Source organism: Helicobacter pylori Shi112 (assembly GCF_000277405.1).
Taxonomy (GTDB): Bacteria; Campylobacterota; Campylobacteria; order Campylobacterales; family Helicobacteraceae; genus Helicobacter; species Helicobacter pylori_C.
The window spans coordinates 64,305-83,698 of record NC_017741.1 but is presented as its reverse complement, the minus strand read 5'-3'; the positions used below and the strand labels follow the sequence as shown (position 1 = coordinate 83,698).

Genomic DNA, 19,394 nt, shown 5'->3' with positions numbered 1-19,394 from the left:
CATGCGTTATTTTCTTGTAGTTTTCTTGTTTTTGTTTGTGGGTTGCATGCAAAAGGATTTCACGCTCAAAGATTTATCCTTGCCCCAAGAGGCTTCAAGCTATCTTGCAAGCCCTCAAAATGGCAGTAACAATAACCAAAGCATTGACCCCCAAGCGTTAAGAGAAAATCTAAAAGAGAGCTATCTCAAAGCGTGGTATTCCCCATGGCTAGACATGAAAGTCAAAAGCAATAAAAAAGAAGTGTTTTGGATCCTTAAGGAGATGGATAAATCCACCGGTTATGGCGAAGATCTAAAACCCAACGCAAAAGCCTTCAATGATGAGCTTATTAAAAGCATGGATATTGAGCATTACCCTAGCGTTAAGATTAAGGCTGTTGTAGCGCGAGATAGCGATGTTAGGGCTGTACCCACTAACAAGCCTTTTTACCTCTCTCAAAAAGGCTACCCTTTTGACAGGTATCAAAATTCATTGATTTTTCAAGGCACGCCGGTTTTAATCACGCATTTCAACACGGATAAAACTTACGCCCACATTCAAAGCAGTTTTGTTTATGGTTGGATCAAAGTTAGCGATTTAGCTTACATGCATGATAAAGACATAGAGCTTTTAATCCATCTTAAAGATTATGTCATGCCCATAAAGGATAAAATCCCCCTTTATACAGACTATGGGGATTTTTACACCAACGCCAGAGTGGGCGAATTGTTCGCTCTCATCCCCCAAAGTCAAAAAACACCTGAAAAACCCCCAAAAAAGGAATTAAAAGCCTATGGTTTTTTGAGGGACGCTAAGGGCTATGCAACTTTACAAAGCGTGATCTTAGAAGAAAAGGATTTTTTTGTTTTCCCTAAAGCTTTTAACAGCGAGAACATGGCGTATTTTATAGACACCATGCTAGGGCAAAAATACGGCTGGGGTGGGCTATTGGGCAATAGGGATTGCTCGGCTTTCACTAGGGATAGTTTTGCTAATTTTGGTATTTTGCTCCCCAGAAATTCCTACGCGCAAAGCCGTTATGCGAACAATTATGTGGATTTAAGCTCTATGAAAGCCAAAGAAAAAGAAGACTACATCCTTAAAAACGCCACGCCTTTTGGAACGCTTTTGTATTTAAAGGGGCATATCATGCTCTATTTAGGTGCACACAACCATCAAGCGATAGTCGCTCACAGCATTTGGTCGGTGCAAACCCAAAAGCATTTTAAAACCTTGAGTCATAAAATAGGAGGCGTGGTGATCACTTCATTATGGTTAGCAGAAGAACATAATGGGGCGTTTTCTAAAAAGAAATTATTGATTGATAGGGTGCTTGGAATGAGCGATTTGAAAGATTTTGTCAATAAAACTTCAAGCCCTTTGAATGCGAATTGATTTTCTTATACTATGATTACGATTCATTAATTTAAAACATTTGGAGAAAGACAATGAGTATGGAATTTGATGCTGTCATTATTGGAGGTGGGGTTTCAGGGTGCGCGACCTTTTATACTTTGAGCGAATACAGCTCCTTAAAGCGTGTGGCTATCGTGGAAAAATGCTCTAAATTAGCTCAAATCAGCTCCAGCGCTAAGGCTAATTCACAAACCATTCATGATGGCTCTATTGAAACGAATTACACTCCCGAAAAAGCTAAAAAAGTGCGTTTGAGCGCTTATAAAACCAGGCAATACGCGCTCAATAAAGGCTTGCAAAATGAAGTGATTTTTGAAACCCAGAAAATGGCTATAGGCGTGGGCGATGAAGAATGCGAGTTCATGAAAAAACGCTACGAATCCTTTAAAGAAATCTTTGTGGGGTTAGAAGAATTTGACAAACAAAAGATTAAAGAATTAGAGCCTAATGTGATTTTAGGGGCTAATGGCATAGACAGGCATGAAAACATTATCGGGCATGGGTATCAAAAAGATTGGAGCACGATGAATTTTGCGAAGTTGAGTGAAAACTTCGTTGAAGAAGCCCTAAAATTAAAGCCTAACAACCAGGTGTTTTTGAATTTCAAAGTGAAAAAGATTGAAAAACGCAACGACACTTACGCCGTGATTTCAGAAGACATTGAAGAAGTGTATGCTAAATTCGTGCTGGTCAATGCCGGCTCTTACGCTTTGCCTTTGGCTCAGAGCATGGGTTATGGCTTGGATTTAGGGTGCTTGCCTGTGGCGGGCAGCTTTTATTTTGTGCCGGATTTATTAAGGGGTAAGGTTTATACCGTTCAAAACCCCAAGCTCCCTTTTGCAGCCGTGCATGGCGACCCTGATGCCGTCATTAAAGGAAAAACACGAATCGGACCTACCGCTTTAACGATGCCTAAATTAGAACGAAACAAATGCTGGCTTAAGGGCATTAGCTTGGAATTGTTGAAAATGGATTTGAATAAAGATGTGTTTAAGATTGCGTTTGATTTGATGAGCGATAAAGAAATCCGTAATTATGTGTTTAAAAACATGGTTTTTGAGTTGCCCATTATTGGTAAAAGGAAGTTTTTAAAAGACGCTCAAAAAATCATCCCCTCTCTTAGCCTAGAAGATTTAGAATACGCTCATGGTTTTGGCGAAGTGCGCCCGCAAGTTTTAGACAAAACCAAGCGAAAGCTGGAATTAGGCGAAAAAAAGATTTGCACCCATAAAGGCATCACTTTTAACATGACCCCCTCTCCAGGCGCAACGAGTTGCTTGCAAAACGCCCTTGTGGATTCCCAAGAAATCGCTGCGTATTTGGGCGAGAGCTTTGAATTAGAACGCTTTTATAAAGATTTATCCCCAGAAGAATTGGAAAATTAAAAACGCATGCAAAAAGAACAAGAAGCCCTAGAGATCGCTAAAAAAGCCGTTAAAATCGTGTTTTTTTTAGGGCTTGTGGTGGTGCTTTTGATGATGATAAACCTTTACATGCTCATCAATCAAATCAACGCGAGCGCTCAAATGAGCCACCAAATCAAAAAGATAGAAGAAAGGCTTAATCAGGAGCAAAAATAAAGGCTTTTTGTATTTTTACGATCAAATAATAAAGAGCTTTTCTTTAATCAAGCGGTCTTTTTTAAGCGGTCTTTTGGGGATTTAGTTAAAAGAAAATTTTTAAACTTTAAACTTTAAACTTTCCTTAAATTCAGCAATATTTAAGCTTATTTCCTTATAATATTCGCTTTAATTTTATCAAAGGATTCTCATGACAAAGACTGCTAAAGTCAATGAAATCGTTCGTGATTGGGTTGTTTTAGACGCTAAAGACAAAGTTTTTGGCCGCTTGATCACTGAAATCGCTGTGCTTTTAAGAGGCAAACACCGCCCTTTTTACACCCCTAATGTGGATTGTGGGGATTTTGTGGTGGTTATCAACGCTAATAAGGTTAAATTTTCAGGCATGAAATTAGAGGATAAAGAGTATTTTACCCATTCAGGCTATTTTGGCAGCACTAAGAGCAAGACTCTCCAAGAAATGCTAGAAAAAACCCCTGAAAAGCTCTACCACTTAGCCGTTAGGGGCATGCTCCCTAAAACGAAATTAGGGAAAGCGATGATTAAAAAACTCAAAGTTTATCGCGATGATAAGCACCCTCACACCGCACAAACTAGCAAAAAGGACGCTAAATGAGAAAAATCTATGCTACCGGTAAAAGAAAAACCGCTATCGCTAAAGTGTGGCTCACTCCGGGTAAAGGCGAATTGAGTATCAATGAACAGAGCTTGAATCAATGGTTAGGTGGGCATGAAGCCATTAAAATGAAAGTCATGCAGCCCTTGCTTTTAACCAAACAAGAGCAGTCTGTGGATATTAAAGCGGTGGTTTTTGGTGGGGGCTACTCAGCGCAAGCGGAAGCCTTAAGGCATGGCATTTCTAAGGCTTTGAACGCTTATGATATTGCTTTTAGAGCCGTTTTAAAACCTAAAGGCTTGCTCACTAGGGATTCAAGGGTGGTTGAACGCAAAAAATATGGTAAAAGAAAGGCCAGAAGAAGCCCGCAATTCTCCAAAAGGTAATTTTTATTTCTTTTTGTCTCTCCTTTGGGGGGAGCTTTGGAGGGCTTTGGCTCTTTTTTATTTTCTGCTTTTTTGTCCTCTCTTGTTTCATTAAAATTTCAAAATAATGTATACTAATCATTCTCTATCAATAGTTTTAAAAGGGCAAAGGGAATGAGATCTACAAGAATTGGTTCTAAAATTGTCATGATGGTGTGTGCGGTTGTCATTGCGATTAGCGCTGTTATGGGCGTTATTATCAGCTACAAGGTTGAAAGCGTGTTGCAAAGCCAAGCCACAGAATTGTTGCAAAAAAAGGCTCAGTTAGTCAGTTTTAAAATTCAAAGCATCATGAAACGCATTTTTATTGGCGCTAACACCCTTGAAAAATTTTTAAGCGATGAAAATAGCGCTATCAACGACACCCTAAAAAAGCACATGCTCTCTGAGTTTTTGTTAGCAAACCCTCATGTGTTATTGATTAATGCGATTTATACGGATAATAATGAACGAATTATCACTGCTATGAATTTGGATTCAAAAATCGCCTACCCTAATACCGCGCTCAATGAAAATATGACCAATCAAATCCGTTCGCTCAAAGATATAACCCATTCAGATCCCTATTATAAAGAAATTAATGGCAATAAAATCTATGGCATGGATATTACCCTCCCCCTAATGGGTAAGAATCAAAAGATTATAGGCGCGCTGAACCTCTTTTTAAGCATTGACGCTTTTTATACAGATGTGGTAGGCAAGAAAAAGAGCAACACCTTTTTAATGGGGAAAGACGGCAGGCTTTTAATCAACCCTAATCGTGAGATCCAAGATAAGATTTTAAGCGCTATCAATCCGGATAAAAGAGTCGCTAAAGCTGTGGAGTATTACAATCAAAACGAAGCGGGCACTTTGAGCTACCATTCATTGAGCGGGAATACAGAAACCTTTTTAGCCATACAGCCCTTTGATTTTTTTGAAGAAAAAGGGGATAACGGCAACCAGTGGCGTTGGGCAATTGGGAAATATGTCAATAAATCTTTAGTCTTTAAAGAAGCCACAAACACCAAATACATTATTATCACCACTTTGATTTTAGGCGTGCTGGTGTTAGCCCTTTTGGTCTTTATCATCGTTTCTAGTCTTATAACCAAACGCATCAGTAGGGTCAATAACACCCTAAACGATTTTTTCAACTTGCTTAACAACCCCAAAAATAACCACGCCATAAGCCTAACGCCCCCAAGCGCTTATGATGAAATCGGGCAAATGCAAACTTCTATCAATGAAAACATTCTTAAAATCCAAGAAAGCATTCAAGCCGATAATCAAGCCATTCAAAACAGCATTGAAGTAACAAACCATGTGGAAAATGGGGATTTCACGCAAGAAATCGCATGCGTGCCTAAAAATAAAGATTTGCAAGCCCTAAGAAATACGATTAATAGCATTATCCAGTATTTTCGTAACCAAATTGGCGCCAATATTGAAGCCCTAAATAACGCCCTAGAGCATTATAAAAACCTGGATTTCACCCACCACATCCAAAACCCTAAAGCCAACATGGAAAAAGCGCTCAACACTTTAGGGCAAGAAATTTCTAGCATGCTTAAAGCTTCTTTAGGGTTTGCAAACGCGCTCAATCATGAATCCAAAGATTTAAAAACTTGCGTGGATGATTTAACTAAAACCGCTCACAAACAAGAAAGAAGCCTGAAAAACACCACTCAATCCTTAGAAGAAATCACTAATATTATCACAACAATTGATTCTAAAAGCCAAGAGATGATCTCTCAAGGCGAAGACATTAAAAGCGTGGTGGATATGATTAGAGATATTGCCGATCAAACCAATCTTTTAGCCCTAAATGCCGCTATTGAAGCCGCAAGGGCCGGCGAGCATGGCAGAGGCTTTGCGGTGGTGGCTGATGAAGTGAGGAAGCTCGCTGAAAGGACGCAAAAATCGCTCAGCGAGATTGAAGCCAATATCAATATTTTAGTGCAAAGCATTGCCGATAACGCTGAGTCTATTAAAATGCAAAACAAGGGCGTAGAAAACATCCACAACTCCATTAACGCCTTGCAACAAGATGTCCAGGATAATTTGACTATCGCTAATCATTCTTTACAAGTCAGCGCTAAAATTGATGGGATCTCTCAAGATATTTTAGAAGATGTGAGCAAGAAGAAATTTTAATTTCTAATTCTGAGCGTCTAAAATGTGAAACCGCCTAAAGGGCTTTTTAAAACGCCCTAAAAAACGCTAATGCGAAAGGCTCTTTAAAAAGCGTTTTTAGGGGAGTTAGTTGGGGGATAAAAGGGGTTTCCATCGCAAAATACCCCCTACCACCTTAAAAGAATCATTTTTACTATAAGTGAGAGCGCCCCTTTCTAAAGAAAGGAGTTTCCTAACTAAAGCATTCCATTGAACGCTAATGCGAAAGGCTCTTTGATATTTCCTAGCCTATAAAAGACTAGGGGGATTTTGTCATCTTTTAAGCTTGAATATAGTCTAACGGCTACGCGCTCACATCTTGCACCCTAAAGAACGGAGTTTTTCGTGCTAATGGGATAAAAACATTCCTTAAAATTTTGGCTATCACTCTTTGATATTGGGTGGGGTTAATCTCAATTCCCCATATCGCCCATATCCCCCATGTCTCCCATATCGCCACCCATATCATCGTTCATATCCCCCATATCGCCCATGTCATCGTTGCTATTACCCATGTCATCGTTCATATCGTTCGCATTGTTCATGTCATCGCCCATGTCGTTGCCGTTGTTCATGTTGCTCATATCATCAGTGTTACCGGTATCGGTATTGCCGGTGTCCGTGTTGCCGGTATCGGTATTATTCATATCGCCGGTATTGTTCATGCCGCCAGTATCTTTATCATCAGTATCATCAGTGGGGGTGTCAGTGGCACTGGTATCGTTTGTGGTGTTAGTGTCAGTGCGAGTGTCATCGGTGTGAGTGTCATCGGTGTGAGTGTCATCGGTGTTAGTGTTAGGGTTTATGAGCGCGTTACCCCCTTGATCCTTGCTATCATTTGCATGGGTGTTGCCCATGTTGTTGGTGGGCGTTTGTTGCGTAGGTTGTTGCATGGGGTTATTCATCGCATCATTCAAATCATCTCTATCATCGCCATCATCAATTTTCAAACTCCCGTCTAAATAATTCCCCACCACATCGCTACTATGGCTTAATTGTTGCACGCTGTCTAGGGCTTTATCCACTTGAGCTTGTTGCTCGCTTGAAAGCCCTTTTTGATCTTTTAAGTCATTGTCTAGCTGGTTTAAATTATTGTCTAATTTATCTCTCACTTCCATAGCTTTATTGACAACTGAATCAATCTTACTAGGACTCGCCCCGTCTTGCTTCATTTCTTTGATTTGCCCCACTAAATGGTTAAGCTCTTTGGCTTGAGAAGTTATCGCATCCACGCTTTTAGTGGGCATGGCTTTAGTGTGGAAAAGCGAATTGTCTTTGAGCATGCGGCTGTTGTCTAAATTGACTAAAGCGCTATTCAAGCGGTTGGTTTGAATGCCTTTGCTGAATTTGGGATCACGATAAAAGCTCATGAGATTAGCCTGTTGTAAGGATTTATCGTCCTTATCATCTCTGTCATCATCAGTAGGCGTATCAAGTTGATTAAGAGAAGCGTCATGGTCTAAAATCTCTTCTTGATCGATCGCATACATATAATTTTCCAACATCAAGTAATCTTGAACTTGCATCATGAAAAACATGTTAGGGTAGAATCCATACATGCCATCATAAAAGTCATAAAAATCATACATGCCCATTCCATACATGCCATACATTCCCATGCCATACATACCATACATGCCATAATAAGGGCTATAGTAAGAGTTGTAATAGTTGTTGCTCCTGTAATAAGGGCTTTGAGCCTTTTCATTCTCTTGTTGTTTTTTGAGATACGCCCCTACCACGCTCAAATCAGCGAGCATTTTTTGAGCCGTTTTTTGATCTTTTAAAGAAATGCCTAAGGGGATATAAATACCGGTGCGGTAACTATAAAAAGAATCCCTAGCGATGATTTTAAGGCAATATTTCAAATTCTTTTGCAATTTTAGGGCTTGCCTTAAATGCGCATGCGCTCTTAAATTCCCCAAAATGCCAGAGCCAAAACGCATTTTTTCCACTAACATGCTGAATTTTTTCGCATCGCCATTAGCCGCATTGATATAGTTTAAAGCCGTAGCTCCCCACTCTGTGGTGCTGCTTTTATAACCCCCAAAATTCACTATTTTTGGCGTTAATTCCCCTTTTAATTGCGAATCTTTTAAGTCAAACAACGCCCTATTCATGCTAATAGCGTTTAAGCTGAGTGTCATCATAAAAAGTATTTTTATAGCTTTCATTTATAACCTTAAAAAATATCTGTTGAAAGCATTATAGACTATTTTTAGAAATCAAAATGACTTTTAAAAACAAGCCAAAGTAAAAAATAAAACCTAAAAAACAAAAGGTTCTGTTTTAAGCGCTTCTTTAGTTTTTATCTAAACAAAAACCTAACTCCCCAACACAACACAACAAACACCGCAAAAAAAGAAAAAAGAAACCAACAGGGAGAAAACCCTCTGTTGGAAAGAAGAGAAAGGCTTAGAAGTTGATCATGTAGTTGAAATAGATAGAGAAGTTCCTTTTATAGAACACATCTACCGATCCATCTACACCCCTTTCTTTATAGAATTGGTTGGTAAATAAAGGCAATTTAAAGCCCACTTCAATCCCGCTGTGTTTAGAGAAATTGCTCCTAAAGCCAAATTCTACAGGCATTTGGAAATAGCTTGTGTTCATGCTCGCTGAACAGCCGGCGGTGTTGTTGCAAATTTGCATTTGAGATTTCAAGTAGCTCTCTCCTTGCACGATGAACGAATCCCCTCCTAATCCAAAGCCTAAGAACAACCCTGCTGTGTTATAGCCCTCTTTGCTTTCATAGAAGTTATAGAGCGCATCAAAGCCCACGCCATAAGTGAAGTTATTCACTTGAGACGCGCCATCCATGATTCCAAGCTTACTGCCTACAAAGCTTAAATTCGCATGGTTATAGCTGTAGTATCCATAAGTCCTAAAGCCAAAGCGTTTGGTTTTACCAAAGAACCACTTATGCCCTGCCATCGCATCTACCCCATACATTTGCCCGTAATTATTGGTGTTAGTCACGCGTTGATTGTTGCCAAACATTGAAGTGTCTATCGGGGTGTTATTGTTAGCGCCTGGGGTGCGGGTGGTGTTTTGGTTTTCTAAATTAGAATATTGAAACCCTCCGCCTAAAAACGCGCCGCTTTTTTCTGCCATGGACACACTAATGGCTAATGCCATACCTAAAAAAACTTTTTTCATTTAAAACTCCTTAATGTGAGAAATCCTAAGAATTTCTTTTTTCATTGCATTCATGCATGGTGCAAAAATTATAGGGAGCTATCAAAATTTGAGAGTTGTCCTCATGCATTCGCTTCTACAGAATACAATCCGCTCTTGCAAATATTAATCTTTGGAGTTATGCCACAAAAAAGTGAATTTTTTGTTAAGAATGGGTTAAATAAAACTTTATTTTTTAAAAGTTCATATATATATAATTTAAAATTATATTTAATTAGATTTTATGGAAGCTCTTGCGCTGTTTTGGGGTGAAAATTTGGAAAAGCATGCTAGGGTTTTTGGTAGGAGTGGGTGGTTTAAAAAAGGCTTGGGTGTTTTATCGTTTTTGGGCGTATCGTGTAAAAATCTTATTCAAACTGGCTTTGGGCGTGGGCGATTAAAGGGTTAATCACTTCATCTAAATTCCCTGAAAGCATGATTTCTTCTAAACTATACAGAGTTAAATTGATTCGGTGTTCGCTCAAGCGGTTTTGCGGGTAATTATAAGTGCGGATCCTTTCGCTCCTGTCCCCACTACCCACTTGCTCCTTTCGGTCTTTGGCGTTAGCGAGTTGTTGCTCTTCAATTTGTTTTTCATAAAGGCGTGCTTTTAGGATTTTTAGGGCTTTATCCTTGTTTTTATGCTGGGATTTTTCATCTTGCATGCTCACGCTGATATTAGTGGGAAGGTGCGTGATGCGCACCGCAGAGTCTGTGGTATTGACGCATTGCCCCCCATGCCCGCCAGCGCGAAACACTTCAATCTTTAAATCGCTAGGGTTGATAGAAACTTCCACATCATCCACTTCAGGCATGATCGCCACTGTGATAGCGGAAGTGTGGATGCGCCCTTGGGATTCTGTTTCAGGGACTCTTTGGACTCGATGCGTGCCTGCTTCAAATTTGAGCCTTGAATACACGCCCTTACCCTTAATCAAAGCGATGATTTCTTTATAGCCCCCTACGCTGTTTTCGCTAGAACTCACTATCTCTACTTTCCATTTTTTCAAATCCGCATAACGGCAATACGCCTTAAACAAATCCCCTACAAAAATGCCCGCTTCATCGCCCCCCGTGCCGGCTCTTAACTCTAAATAAATGTTTTTATCGTCGTTAGGATCTTTGGGGATAAGGAGTTGCTTAATGGCGGTTTCTAGATCGCTTTTTTTGATTTCTAAAATTTTTAACTCTTCTTTAGCCAGTTCGCTCAATTCCTTGTCTTCTAAAAGCTCTTTATTTTCTTTGATATTCTCTAAAACGCTCAAATACTCTTTACTCGCTACAGAGATTTCTTCAATGGAGCTTTGCTCTTTGCTCAATTCGGTGAGTTTTTTAATATCGCTAACCACTTCAGCGCTAGAAAGCAACGCTGTGAGTTCGTCGTATCGCTTGAGAATGGAAGAAAGCTTTTCAGCTAGAATAGACATGCAAGACTACCTATAAAAAATGTGGATAAAAGATGTAACAATCTAAAAAACGCAAAAAGAAGCCCAACAATAAAATCCATTATTGAGCTTAAAGAAGTTAAAAACGCCCCAAAACTAAGCGAGAGCGATTTTTTTCACTGAAGCGTTAAGCCTTGAAACTTTCCTAGAAGCGGTGTTTTTCTTTAAAATCCCCTTGCTGACAAATTTATGCAACTCTTTATTAGCGATTTTCAAACGCTCTTGAGCTTTTGTTACATCATTGACAGCGACCGCTTCACGCACGGCCTTAATGATATTTTTAACTTTAGTTTTATAGAACCTGTTGCGTTCGGTTCTTTTAATGGTCTGTCTGATTCGCTTTTCTGCGGACTTATGATTTGCCATAGCCTTGTTTTAATCCCTTTGTAATGTAAAATTTGGCATAATCCTATCTAAAAATTGATTAAAAATAGTTTAAAAGGTATTTTATAACGATGAAAATTTTTGGGACTGATGGCGTGAGGGGTAAAGCAGGGGTGAAACTCACCCCCATGTTTGTGATGCGTTTGGGCATTGCGGCCGGGTTGTATTTTAAAAAACATTCTAAAACGAATAAAATCTTAATTGGTAAAGACACCAGAAAAAGCGGCTATATGGTAGAAAACGCTTTAGTGAGCGCTTTAACTTCCATAGGCTATAATGTGATTCAAATAGGGCCTATGCCTACCCCTGCGATTGCGTTTTTAACCGAAGACATGCGCTGTGATGCGGGTATTATGATAAGCGCAAGCCACAACCCTTTTGAAGATAATGGCATTAAGTTTTTCAATTCTTATGGTTATAAGCTTAAAGAAGAAGAAGAAAAAGCGATTGAAGAAATCTTTCATGATGAAGAATTGCTGCATTCTAGCTATAAAGTGGGTGAGAGCGTCGGTAGCGCTAAAAGGATAGACGATGTCATAGGGCGCTATATCGTGCATTTAAAACACTCTTTCCCTAAACATTTGAATTTACAGAGTTTAAGGATCGTGCTAGATGCCGCTAATGGCGCGGCTTATAAGGTGGCTCCGGTAGTTTTTAGCGAGCTTGGGGCTGATGTTTTAGTGATTAATGATGAGCCTAACGGGTGTAATATTAATGAACAATGCGGGGCTTTACACCCTAACCAACTAAGCCAGGAAGTGAAAAAATACCGCGCGGATTTGGGCTTTGCTTTTGATGGCGATGCTGACAGGCTGGTGGTGGTGGATAATTTAGGGAATATCGTGCATGGGGATAAGCTTTTAGGGGTGTTAGGGGTTTATCAAAAATCTAAAAACGCCCTTTCTTCTCAAGCAATTGTCGCTACGAGCATGAGCAATTTAGCCCTTAAAGAATACTTAAAATCCCAAGATTTAGAATTGAAGCATTGCGCGATTGGGGATAAGTTTGTGAGCGAATGCATGCAATTGAATAAAGCCAATTTTGGAGGCGAGCAAAGCGGGCATATCATTTTTAGCGATTACGCTAAAACAGGCGATGGTTTGGTGTGCGCTTTGCAAGTGAGCGCGTTAGTGTTAGAAAGCAAGCAAGTAAGCTCTGTTGCACTAAACCCCTTTGAATTATACCCCCAAAGCCTAATAAATTTGAATATCCAAAAAAAGCCTCCTTTAGAAAGCCTGAAAGGTTATAGCGCTCTTTTAAAGGAATTAGACAAGCTAGAAATCCGCCATTTGATCCGCTATAGCGGCACTGAAAACAAATTGCGCATCCTCTTAGAAGCTAAAGATGAAAAACTTTTAGAATCCAAAATGCAAGAATTAAAAGAGTTTTTTGAAGGGCATTTGTGCTAAAAACCACCCAAAAAAGCCTGTTGGTTTTTATAGGGGTTTTTTTTCTTATTTTTGGCGCGGATCAAGCGATTAAATACGCTATTTTAGAAGGGTTTCGCTATGAAAGTTTGATTATAGATATTGTTTTAGTGTTCAATAAAGGCGTGGCGTTTTCCTTGCTCAGTTTTTTAGAGGGGGGTTTGAAATACTTGCAAATCCTTTTGATTTTAGGGCTTTTTATCTTTTTAATGCGCCAAAAGGAGCTTTTTAAAAACCATGCGATAGAGTTTGGCATGGTGTTTGGCGCTGGGGTTTCTAATGTTTTAGACCGGTTTGTGCATGGGGGCGTGGTGGATTATGTGTATTATCATTATGGCTTTGATTTTGCCATTTTTAATTTCGCTGATGTCATGATAGATGTGGGCGTGGGCGTTTTATTGTTAAGACAATTCTTTTTTAAGCAAAAACAAAACAAAATTAAGGCATAATTACCCTTTTTAAAATAAAAGGTCGCGTAGCTCAGTTGGTAGAGCACTACCTTGACATGGTAGTGGCCGCTGGTTCAAGTCCAGTCGTGGCCACCATTATTATTACTATTACTCCAATTCTAATTCTCATTAATTCTTGTTTTTTGTGGGTTTTTGATCTTTGTCAAATGATTCCAAAAGGTATTAAACGCGCTACAAGTAACGCTTTTATGGCACTCCAAAACTATAACACTAATTCATTTTAAATAATAATTAGTTAATGAACGCTTCTGTTAATCTTAGTAAATCAAAATATTGCTACAATTACTCCAACCTTGATTTCGTTATGTCTTCAAGGGAAAACACTTTAAGAATAGGAGAACGAGATGAAACTCACCCCAAAAGAGTTAGATAAGTTGATGCTCCACTACGCTGGAGAATTGGCTAGGAAACGCAAAGAAAAAGGCATTAAGCTTAACTATGTGGAAGCAGTAGCTTTGATTAGTGCCCATATTATGGAAGAAGCGAGAGCTGGTAAAAAGACTGCGGCTGAATTGATGCAAGAAGGGCGCACTCTTTTAAAACCTGATGATGTGATGGATGGCGTGGCAAGCATGATCCATGAAGTGGGTATTGAAGCGATGTTTCCTGATGGGACCAAACTCGTAACCGTGCATACCCCTATTGAGGCTAGTGGTAAATTAGTTCCTGGTGAGTTGTTCTTAAAAAATGAAGACATCACTATCAACGAAGGCAAAAAAGCCGTTAGCGTGAAAGTTAAAAATGTTGGCGACAGACCGGTTCAAATCGGCTCACACTTCCATTTCTTTGAAGTGAATAGATGCTTAGACTTTGACAGAGAAAAAACTTTCGGCAAACGCTTAGACATTGCGAGCGGGACAGCGGTAAGGTTTGAACCTGGCGAAGAAAAATCCGTAGAGTTGATTGACATTGGCGGCAGCAGAAGAATCTTTGGATTTAACGCATTGGTTGATAGGCAAGCAGACAACGAAAGCAAAAAAATTGCTTTACACAGAGCTAAAGAGCGTGGTTTTCATGGCGCTAAAAGCGATGACAACTATGTAAAAACAATTAAGGAGTAAGAAATGAAAAAGATTAGCAGAAAAGAATATGCTTCTATGTATGGCCCTACTACAGGCGATAAAGTGAGATTGGGCGATACAGACTTGATCGCTGAAGTAGAACATGACTACACCATCTATGGCGAAGAGCTTAAATTCGGTGGCGGTAAAACTTTAAGAGAAGGCATGAGCCAATCCAACAACCCCAGCAAAGAAGAACTGGATTTAATCATCACTAACGCTTTAATCGTGGATTATACCGGTATTTATAAAGCGGATATTGGTATTAAAGATGGCAAAATCGCTGGCATTGGCAAAGGCGGTAACAAAGACATGCAAGATGGCGTTAAAAACAATCTTAGCGTGGGTCCTGCTACTGAAGCCTTAGCTGGTGAAGGTTTGATCGTAACTGCTGGTGGTATTGACACACACATCCACTTCATCTCTCCCCAACAAATCCCTACAGCTTTTGCAAGCGGTGTAACAACGATGATTGGTGGCGGAACTGGCCCTGCTGATGGCACTAACGCAACCACTATCACTCCAGGCAGAAGAAATTTAAAATTTATACTCAGAGCGGCTGAAGAATACTCCATGAACTTAGGTTTCTTGGCTAAAGGTAACGCTTCTAACGATGCGAGCTTAGCCGATCAAATTGAAGCCGGTGCGATTGGTCTTAAAATCCACGAAGACTGGGGAACAACTCCTTCTGCAATCAACCATGCGTTAGATGTTGCGGACAAATACGATGTGCAAGTCGCTATCCACACAGACACTTTGAATGAAGCCGGTTGTGTAGAAGACACTATGGCAGCTATTGCCGGACGCACTATGCACACTTACCACACTGAAGGCGCTGGCGGCGGACACGCTCCTGATATTATTAAAGTGGCCGGTGAACACAACATTCTGCCCGCTTCCACTAACCCCACTATCCCTTTCACTGTGAATACAGAAGCAGAGCACATGGACATGCTTATGGTGTGCCACCACTTGGATAAAAGCATTAAAGAAGATGTCCAGTTCGCTGATTCAAGGATTCGCCCTCAAACCATTGCGGCTGAAGACACTTTGCATGACATGGGGATTTTCTCAATCACTAGTTCTGACTCTCAAGCTATGGGTCGTGTGGGTGAAGTTATCACCAGAACTTGGCAAACAGCTGACAAAAACAAAAAAGAATTTGGCCGCTTGAAAGAAGAAAAAGGCGATAACGACAACTTCAGGATCAAACGCTACTTGTCTAAATACACCATTAACCCAGCGATCGCTCATGGGATTAGCGAGTATGTAGGTTCTGTAGAAGTGGGCAAAGTGGCTGACTTGGTATTGTGGAGTCCAGCATTCTTTGGCGTAAAACCCAACATGATCATCAAAGGCGGGTTCATTGCGTTAAGTCAAATGGGTGATGCGAACGCTTCTATCCCTACCCCACAACCGGTTTATTACAGAGAAATGTTCGCTCATCATGGTAAAGCCAAATACGATGCAAACATCACTTTTGTATCCCAAGCGGCTTATGACAAAGGCATTAAAGAAGAATTAGGGCTTGAAAGACAAGTGTTGCCGGTAAAAAATTGCAGAAACATCACTAAAAAAGACATGCAATTCAACGACACTACCGCTCACATTGAAGTCAATTCTGAAACTTACCATGTGTTCGTGGATGGCAAAGAAGTAACTTCTAAACCAGCCAATAAAGTGAGCTTGGCGCAACTCTTTAGCATTTTCTAGGATCTTTAGGAGCGACGCTCCTTAAATCCTTAGTTTTTAGCTCTCTGATTTTTTGTTTATCAAAAAATTGGGGGCTTTTTTTTGTTTTTATTTTTTGTCAATTTACTATTTTTCTTTATGATTAGCTCAAGCAACAAAAGTTATTCGTAAGGTGCGTTTGTTGTAAAAATTTTTGTTTGGAAGGAAAAGGCAATGCTAGGACTTGTATTGTTATATGTTGGGATTGTTTTAATCAGCAACGGGATTTGCGGATTAACCAAAGTCGATCCTAAAAGCACTGCGGTGATGAACTTTTTTGTGGGCGGGCTTTCCATTGTTTGTAATGTGGTTGTCATCACTTATTCTGCGCTCAACCCTACAGCCCCTGTAGAAGGTGCAGAAGATATTGCTCAAGTATCGCACCATTTGACTAGCTTCTATGGGCCAGCGACTGGGTTATTGTTCGGTTTTACCTACTTGTATGCGGCTATCAACCACACTTTTGGTTTGGATTGGAGGCCCTACTCTTGGTATAGCTTATTCGTAGCGATCAACACGATTCCTGCTGCGATTTTATCCCACTATAGCGATATGCTTGATGACCACAAAGTGTTAGGCATCACTGAAGGCGATTGGTGGGCGATCATTTGGTTGGCTTGGGGTGTTTTGTGGCTTACCGCTTTCATTGAAAACATCTTGAAAATCCCTTTAGGGAAATTCACTCCATGGCTTGCTATCATTGAGGGTATTTTAACCGCTTGGATCCCTGCTTGGTTACTCTTTATCCAACACTGGGCGTGAGATGATCATAGAGCGTTTAATAGGCAATCTAAGGGATTTAAACCCCTTGGATTTCAGCGTGGATTATGTGGATTTGGAATGGTTTGAAACGAGAAAAAAAATCGCTCGCTTTAAAACCAGGCAAGGCAAAGACATGGCCATACGCCTTAAAGACGCTCCCAAGTTGGGTCTCTCTCAAGGGGACATTTTATTTAAAGAAGAGAAGGAAATTATCGCCGTTAATATCTTGGATTCTGAAGTCATTCACATCCAAGCTAAGAGCGTGGCAGAAGTGGCTAAAATATGCTACGAAATAGGAAACCGCCATGCGGCTTTATACTATGGCGAGTCTCAATTTGAATTTAAAACACCATTTGAAAAGCCCACACTAGCCTTGTTAGAAAAGCTAGGGGTTCAAAATCATGTTTTAAGTTCAAAACTGGATTCCAAAGATCGCTTAACCGTGAGCATGCCTCATAGCGAGCCTAATTTTAAGGTCTCACTAGCGAGCGATTTTAAAGTGGTCATGAAATAGAAAATAACAGACAGATGAAGGAAAAAGCGTGAAAAGCACTAAAAAAAGCGTGGGCATGCCCCCAAAAACTCCAAAAGACAACAACGCTCATGTGGATAATGAATTTCTGATTTTGCAAGTCAATGATGCGGTGTTCCCCATTGGCTCTTACACGCATTCTTTTGGGCTAGAAACTTACATCCAGCAAAAAAAGGTTACTAATAAAGAAAGCGCTTTAGAATATTTAAAAGCCAATCTCTCTAGCCAGTTCCTTTATACGGAAATGCTGAGCTTGAAATTAACCTATGAAAGCACTCTCCAACAAGATTTAAAAAAGATCTTAGGGATTGAAGAAATCATTACGCTATCCACAAGCCCCATGGAATTACGATTAGCCAACCAAAAGCTAGGCAATCGTTTCATTAAAACCTTACAAGCCATGAACGAATTAGACATGGGCGAATTTTTCAACGCTTACGCTCAAAAAACCAAAGATCCCACCCATGCCACTAGCTATGGCGTTTTTGCGGCGAGTTTGGGGATTGAATTGAAAAAGGCTTTAAGGCATTATCTTTATGCGCAAACTTCTAACATGGTGATCAACTGCGTTAAAAGCGTCCCTCTATCCCAAAACGACGGGCAAAAAATCTTATTGAGCTTGCAAAGCCCTTTTAACCAGCTCATAGAAAAAACCCTAGAACTAGACGAAAGCCACTTGTGTGTAGCAAGCGTTCAAAACGACATTAAGGCGATGCAGCATGAGAGTTTATACTCGCGCCTTTATATGTCTTGAATTTTAATCTCAAATTGAAAGGAATTTTATGGTAAAAATTGGAGTTTGTGGTCCTGTAGGAAGCGGTAAAACCGCCTTGATTGAAGCTTTGACGCGCCACATGTCAAAAGATTATGACATGGCGGTCATCACTAATGATATTTACACGAAAGAAGACGCAGAGTTTATGTGCAAAAATTCGGTGATGCCACGAGATAGGATCATTGGTGTAGAAACGGGAGGCTGTCCGCACACGGCTATTAGAGAAGACGCTTCTATGAATTTAGAAGCCGTAGAAGAAATGCATGGCCGTTTCCCTAATTTGGAATTGCTTTTGATTGAAAGCGGAGGCGATAACCTTTCAGCGACTTTTAACCCGGAGCTAGCGGACTTTACGATTTTTGTGATTGATGTGGCTGAGGGCGATAAAATCCCCAGGAAAGGCGGGCCAGGAATCACGCGCTCAGACTTGCTTGTCATCAATAAGATTGATTTAGCCCCCTATGTGGGAGCGGACTTGAAAGTCATGGAAAGGGATTCTAAAAAAATGCGCGGCGAAAAGCCCTTTATTTTTACAAATATCCGCGCTAAAGAAGGTTTAGACGATGTGATCGCTTGGATCAAGCGCAACGCTTTATTGGAAGATTGATGAACACTTACGCTCAAGAATCCAAGCTCAGGTTAAAAACCAAAATAGGGGCTGACGGGCGGTGCGTGATTGAAGACAATTTTTTCACGCCTCCCTTTAAGCTCATGGCACCCTTTTACCCTAAAGACGATTTAGCTGAAATCATGCTTTTAGCGGTAAGCCCTGGCATGATGAGGGGCGATGCGCAAGATATGCAATTAAACATCGGTCCAAACTGCAAGCTAAGGATCACTTCGCAATCCTTTGAAAAAATCCATAACACTGAAGACGGGTTTGCCAGCAGAGAGATGCATATTGTTGTGGGGGAAAACGCTTTTTTAGATTTTGCGCCCTTTCCGTTAATCCCCTTTGAAAACGCACATTTTAAGGGCAACACCACGATTTCTTTGCACTCTAGCTCTCAATTGCTCTATAGTGAAATCATTGTCGCAGGGCGAGTGGCGCGCAATGAGTTGTTCCAATTCAACCGCTTGCACACAAAAATCTCTATTTTACAAGATGAGAAGCCCATCTATTATGACAACACGATTTTAGATCCCAAAACCACCAACTTGAATAACATGTGCATGTTTGATGGCTATACGCATTATTTGAATTTGGTGCTGGTCAATTGCCCCATAGAGCTTTCTGGTGTGCGAGAATGCATTGGAGAAAACGAAGGAGTGGATGGGGCAGTGAGCGAAATCGCTAGTTCTCATTTATGTGTGAAAGCTTTAGCGAAAGGCTCAGAACCCTTATTGCATTTAAGAGAAAAAATCGCTCGTTCCATCACGCAAACCATCACGCAAAAGATTTAAGAGCACTTCAAAAAGATTAAATCCCTTTAGTCTTTTTAACCCCCCTTTTTTTTAA

At 40.3% G+C, this 19,394-nt stretch carries 20 protein-coding genes and 1 tRNA gene; 17 read left to right on the top strand and 4 right to left on the bottom strand.

Translation table 11 applies throughout. The features are described 5' to 3' along the window. The first annotated feature begins 1 nt into the window (after position 1). From HPSH112_RS00435 to tlpC, 6 genes are all read left to right on the top strand, one after another. Positions 2 to 1,375, top strand: a complete 1,374-nt coding sequence (locus HPSH112_RS00435; protein WP_001268633.1) for an SH3 domain-containing C40 family peptidase — start codon at positions 2 to 4, stop codon at positions 1,373 to 1,375. Between the two features lie 53 nt (positions 1,376 to 1,428). Next, entirely contained in the window at positions 1,429 to 2,781 is a 1,353-nt protein-coding gene (locus tag HPSH112_RS00430) for an FAD-dependent oxidoreductase (RefSeq protein WP_000061418.1), read from the top strand. A gap of 6 nt (positions 2,782 to 2,787) precedes the next feature. Next, positions 2,788 to 2,976, top strand: a complete 189-nt coding sequence (locus HPSH112_RS00425) for a DUF5408 family protein (protein ID WP_001168417.1) — start codon at positions 2,788 to 2,790, stop codon at positions 2,974 to 2,976. A 190-nt stretch (positions 2,977 to 3,166) separates the two neighbouring features. Continuing rightward, on the top strand, positions 3,167 to 3,592 hold the full coding sequence (gene rplM, locus HPSH112_RS00420; RefSeq protein ID WP_000167683.1) for a 50S ribosomal protein L13: 426 nt from the start codon (positions 3,167 to 3,169) through the stop codon (positions 3,590 to 3,592). Continuing rightward, on the top strand, positions 3,589 to 3,978 hold the full coding sequence (rpsI, locus tag HPSH112_RS00415) for a 30S ribosomal protein S9 (RefSeq protein WP_001227270.1): 390 nt from the start codon (positions 3,589 to 3,591) through the stop codon (positions 3,976 to 3,978). The genes rplM and rpsI overlap by 4 nt, the downstream gene beginning before the upstream one ends. Before the next feature lie 153 nt (positions 3,979 to 4,131). Then, on the top strand, positions 4,132 to 6,153 hold the full coding sequence (gene tlpC, locus HPSH112_RS00410; RefSeq protein WP_001257991.1) for a methyl-accepting chemotaxis protein TlpC: 2,022 nt from the start codon (positions 4,132 to 4,134) through the stop codon (positions 6,151 to 6,153). Positions 6,154 to 6,584: 431 nt separating this feature from the next. Here the strand turns inward: tlpC and HPSH112_RS00405 are convergent, their stop codons facing one another. Both HPSH112_RS00405 and HPSH112_RS00400 read right to left on the bottom strand, forming a co-directional pair. Continuing rightward, positions 6,585 to 8,345, bottom strand: a complete 1,761-nt coding sequence (locus HPSH112_RS00405) for a hypothetical protein (RefSeq protein ID WP_000644253.1) — start codon at positions 8,343 to 8,345, stop codon at positions 6,585 to 6,587. Between the two features lie 241 nt (positions 8,346 to 8,586). Next, on the bottom strand, positions 8,587 to 9,330 hold the full coding sequence (locus HPSH112_RS00400; protein ID WP_000755246.1) for an outer membrane protein: 744 nt from the start codon (positions 9,328 to 9,330) through the stop codon (positions 8,587 to 8,589). Between the two features lie 272 nt (positions 9,331 to 9,602). On the opposite strand from HPSH112_RS00400, the gene HPSH112_RS08450 reads away from it, so the two are divergent. Then, positions 9,603 to 9,749, top strand: a complete 147-nt coding sequence (locus HPSH112_RS08450; RefSeq protein ID WP_154017434.1) for a hypothetical protein — start codon at positions 9,603 to 9,605, stop codon at positions 9,747 to 9,749. Here HPSH112_RS08450 and prfA read toward each other — a convergent pair. After that, complete coding sequence (prfA, locus tag HPSH112_RS00390; RefSeq protein ID WP_000025140.1) at positions 9,717 to 10,775, bottom strand: peptide chain release factor 1; 1,059 nt, start codon at positions 10,773 to 10,775, stop codon at positions 9,717 to 9,719. The genes HPSH112_RS08450 and prfA overlap by 33 nt on opposite strands. Before the next feature lie 114 nt (positions 10,776 to 10,889). Beyond that, entirely contained in the window at positions 10,890 to 11,159 is a 270-nt protein-coding gene (rpsT, locus tag HPSH112_RS00385) for a 30S ribosomal protein S20 (RefSeq protein WP_001273635.1), read from the bottom strand. A gap of 89 nt (positions 11,160 to 11,248) precedes the next feature. Here rpsT and glmM point away from each other — a divergent pair, with 89 nt between their 5' ends. The 10 genes from glmM to HPSH112_RS00335 all read left to right on the top strand — a co-directional run bounded on the left by glmM (position 11,249) and on the right by HPSH112_RS00335 (position 19,339). After that, positions 11,249 to 12,586 carry a phosphoglucosamine mutase gene (gene glmM, locus HPSH112_RS00380; RefSeq protein ID WP_000688351.1) on the top strand — a complete coding sequence of 446 codons (1,338 nt, stop codon included), beginning with the start codon at positions 11,249 to 11,251 and terminating at the stop codon, positions 12,584 to 12,586. Further along, positions 12,580 to 13,053, top strand: coding sequence for a signal peptidase II (gene lspA / locus HPSH112_RS00375; RefSeq protein ID WP_000921401.1), 474 nt, complete (start codon positions 12,580 to 12,582; stop codon positions 13,051 to 13,053). The genes glmM and lspA overlap by 7 nt, the downstream gene beginning before the upstream one ends. A gap of 20 nt (positions 13,054 to 13,073) precedes the next feature. Further along, positions 13,074 to 13,149 (top strand) — tRNA-Val (locus HPSH112_RS00370). Positions 13,150 to 13,418: 269 nt separating this feature from the next. Then, the gene (gene ureA, locus HPSH112_RS00365) at positions 13,419 to 14,135 is read left to right on the top strand and encodes an urease subunit alpha (protein WP_000779238.1); all 717 of its coding nucleotides are present in this window, start codon (positions 13,419 to 13,421) and stop codon (positions 14,133 to 14,135) included. Between the two features lie 3 nt (positions 14,136 to 14,138). Next, complete coding sequence (ureB, locus tag HPSH112_RS00360; protein WP_000724275.1) at positions 14,139 to 15,848, top strand: urease subunit beta; 1,710 nt, start codon at positions 14,139 to 14,141, stop codon at positions 15,846 to 15,848. A 192-nt stretch (positions 15,849 to 16,040) separates the two neighbouring features. Next, positions 16,041 to 16,628 carry an acid-activated urea channel protein UreI gene (gene ureI, locus HPSH112_RS00355; RefSeq protein WP_000901278.1) on the top strand — a complete coding sequence of 196 codons (588 nt, stop codon included), beginning with the start codon at positions 16,041 to 16,043 and terminating at the stop codon, positions 16,626 to 16,628. 1 nt (position 16,629) lies between these two features. Then, positions 16,630 to 17,142, top strand: a complete 513-nt coding sequence (ureE, locus tag HPSH112_RS00350; RefSeq protein ID WP_000583051.1) for an urease accessory protein UreE — start codon at positions 16,630 to 16,632, stop codon at positions 17,140 to 17,142. A 55-nt stretch (positions 17,143 to 17,197) separates the two neighbouring features. Further along, positions 17,198 to 17,914, top strand: coding sequence for an urease accessory protein UreF (locus tag HPSH112_RS00345; RefSeq protein WP_080024735.1), 717 nt, complete (start codon positions 17,198 to 17,200; stop codon positions 17,912 to 17,914). 28 nt (positions 17,915 to 17,942) lie between these two features. Next, complete coding sequence (gene ureG / locus HPSH112_RS00340; protein WP_000238747.1) at positions 17,943 to 18,542, top strand: urease accessory protein UreG; 600 nt, start codon at positions 17,943 to 17,945, stop codon at positions 18,540 to 18,542. Further along, positions 18,542 to 19,339, top strand: coding sequence for an urease accessory protein UreD (locus HPSH112_RS00335; protein ID WP_001099459.1), 798 nt, complete (start codon positions 18,542 to 18,544; stop codon positions 19,337 to 19,339). The genes ureG and HPSH112_RS00335 overlap by 1 nt, the downstream gene beginning before the upstream one ends. Positions 19,340 to 19,394: the final 55 nt, after the last annotated feature.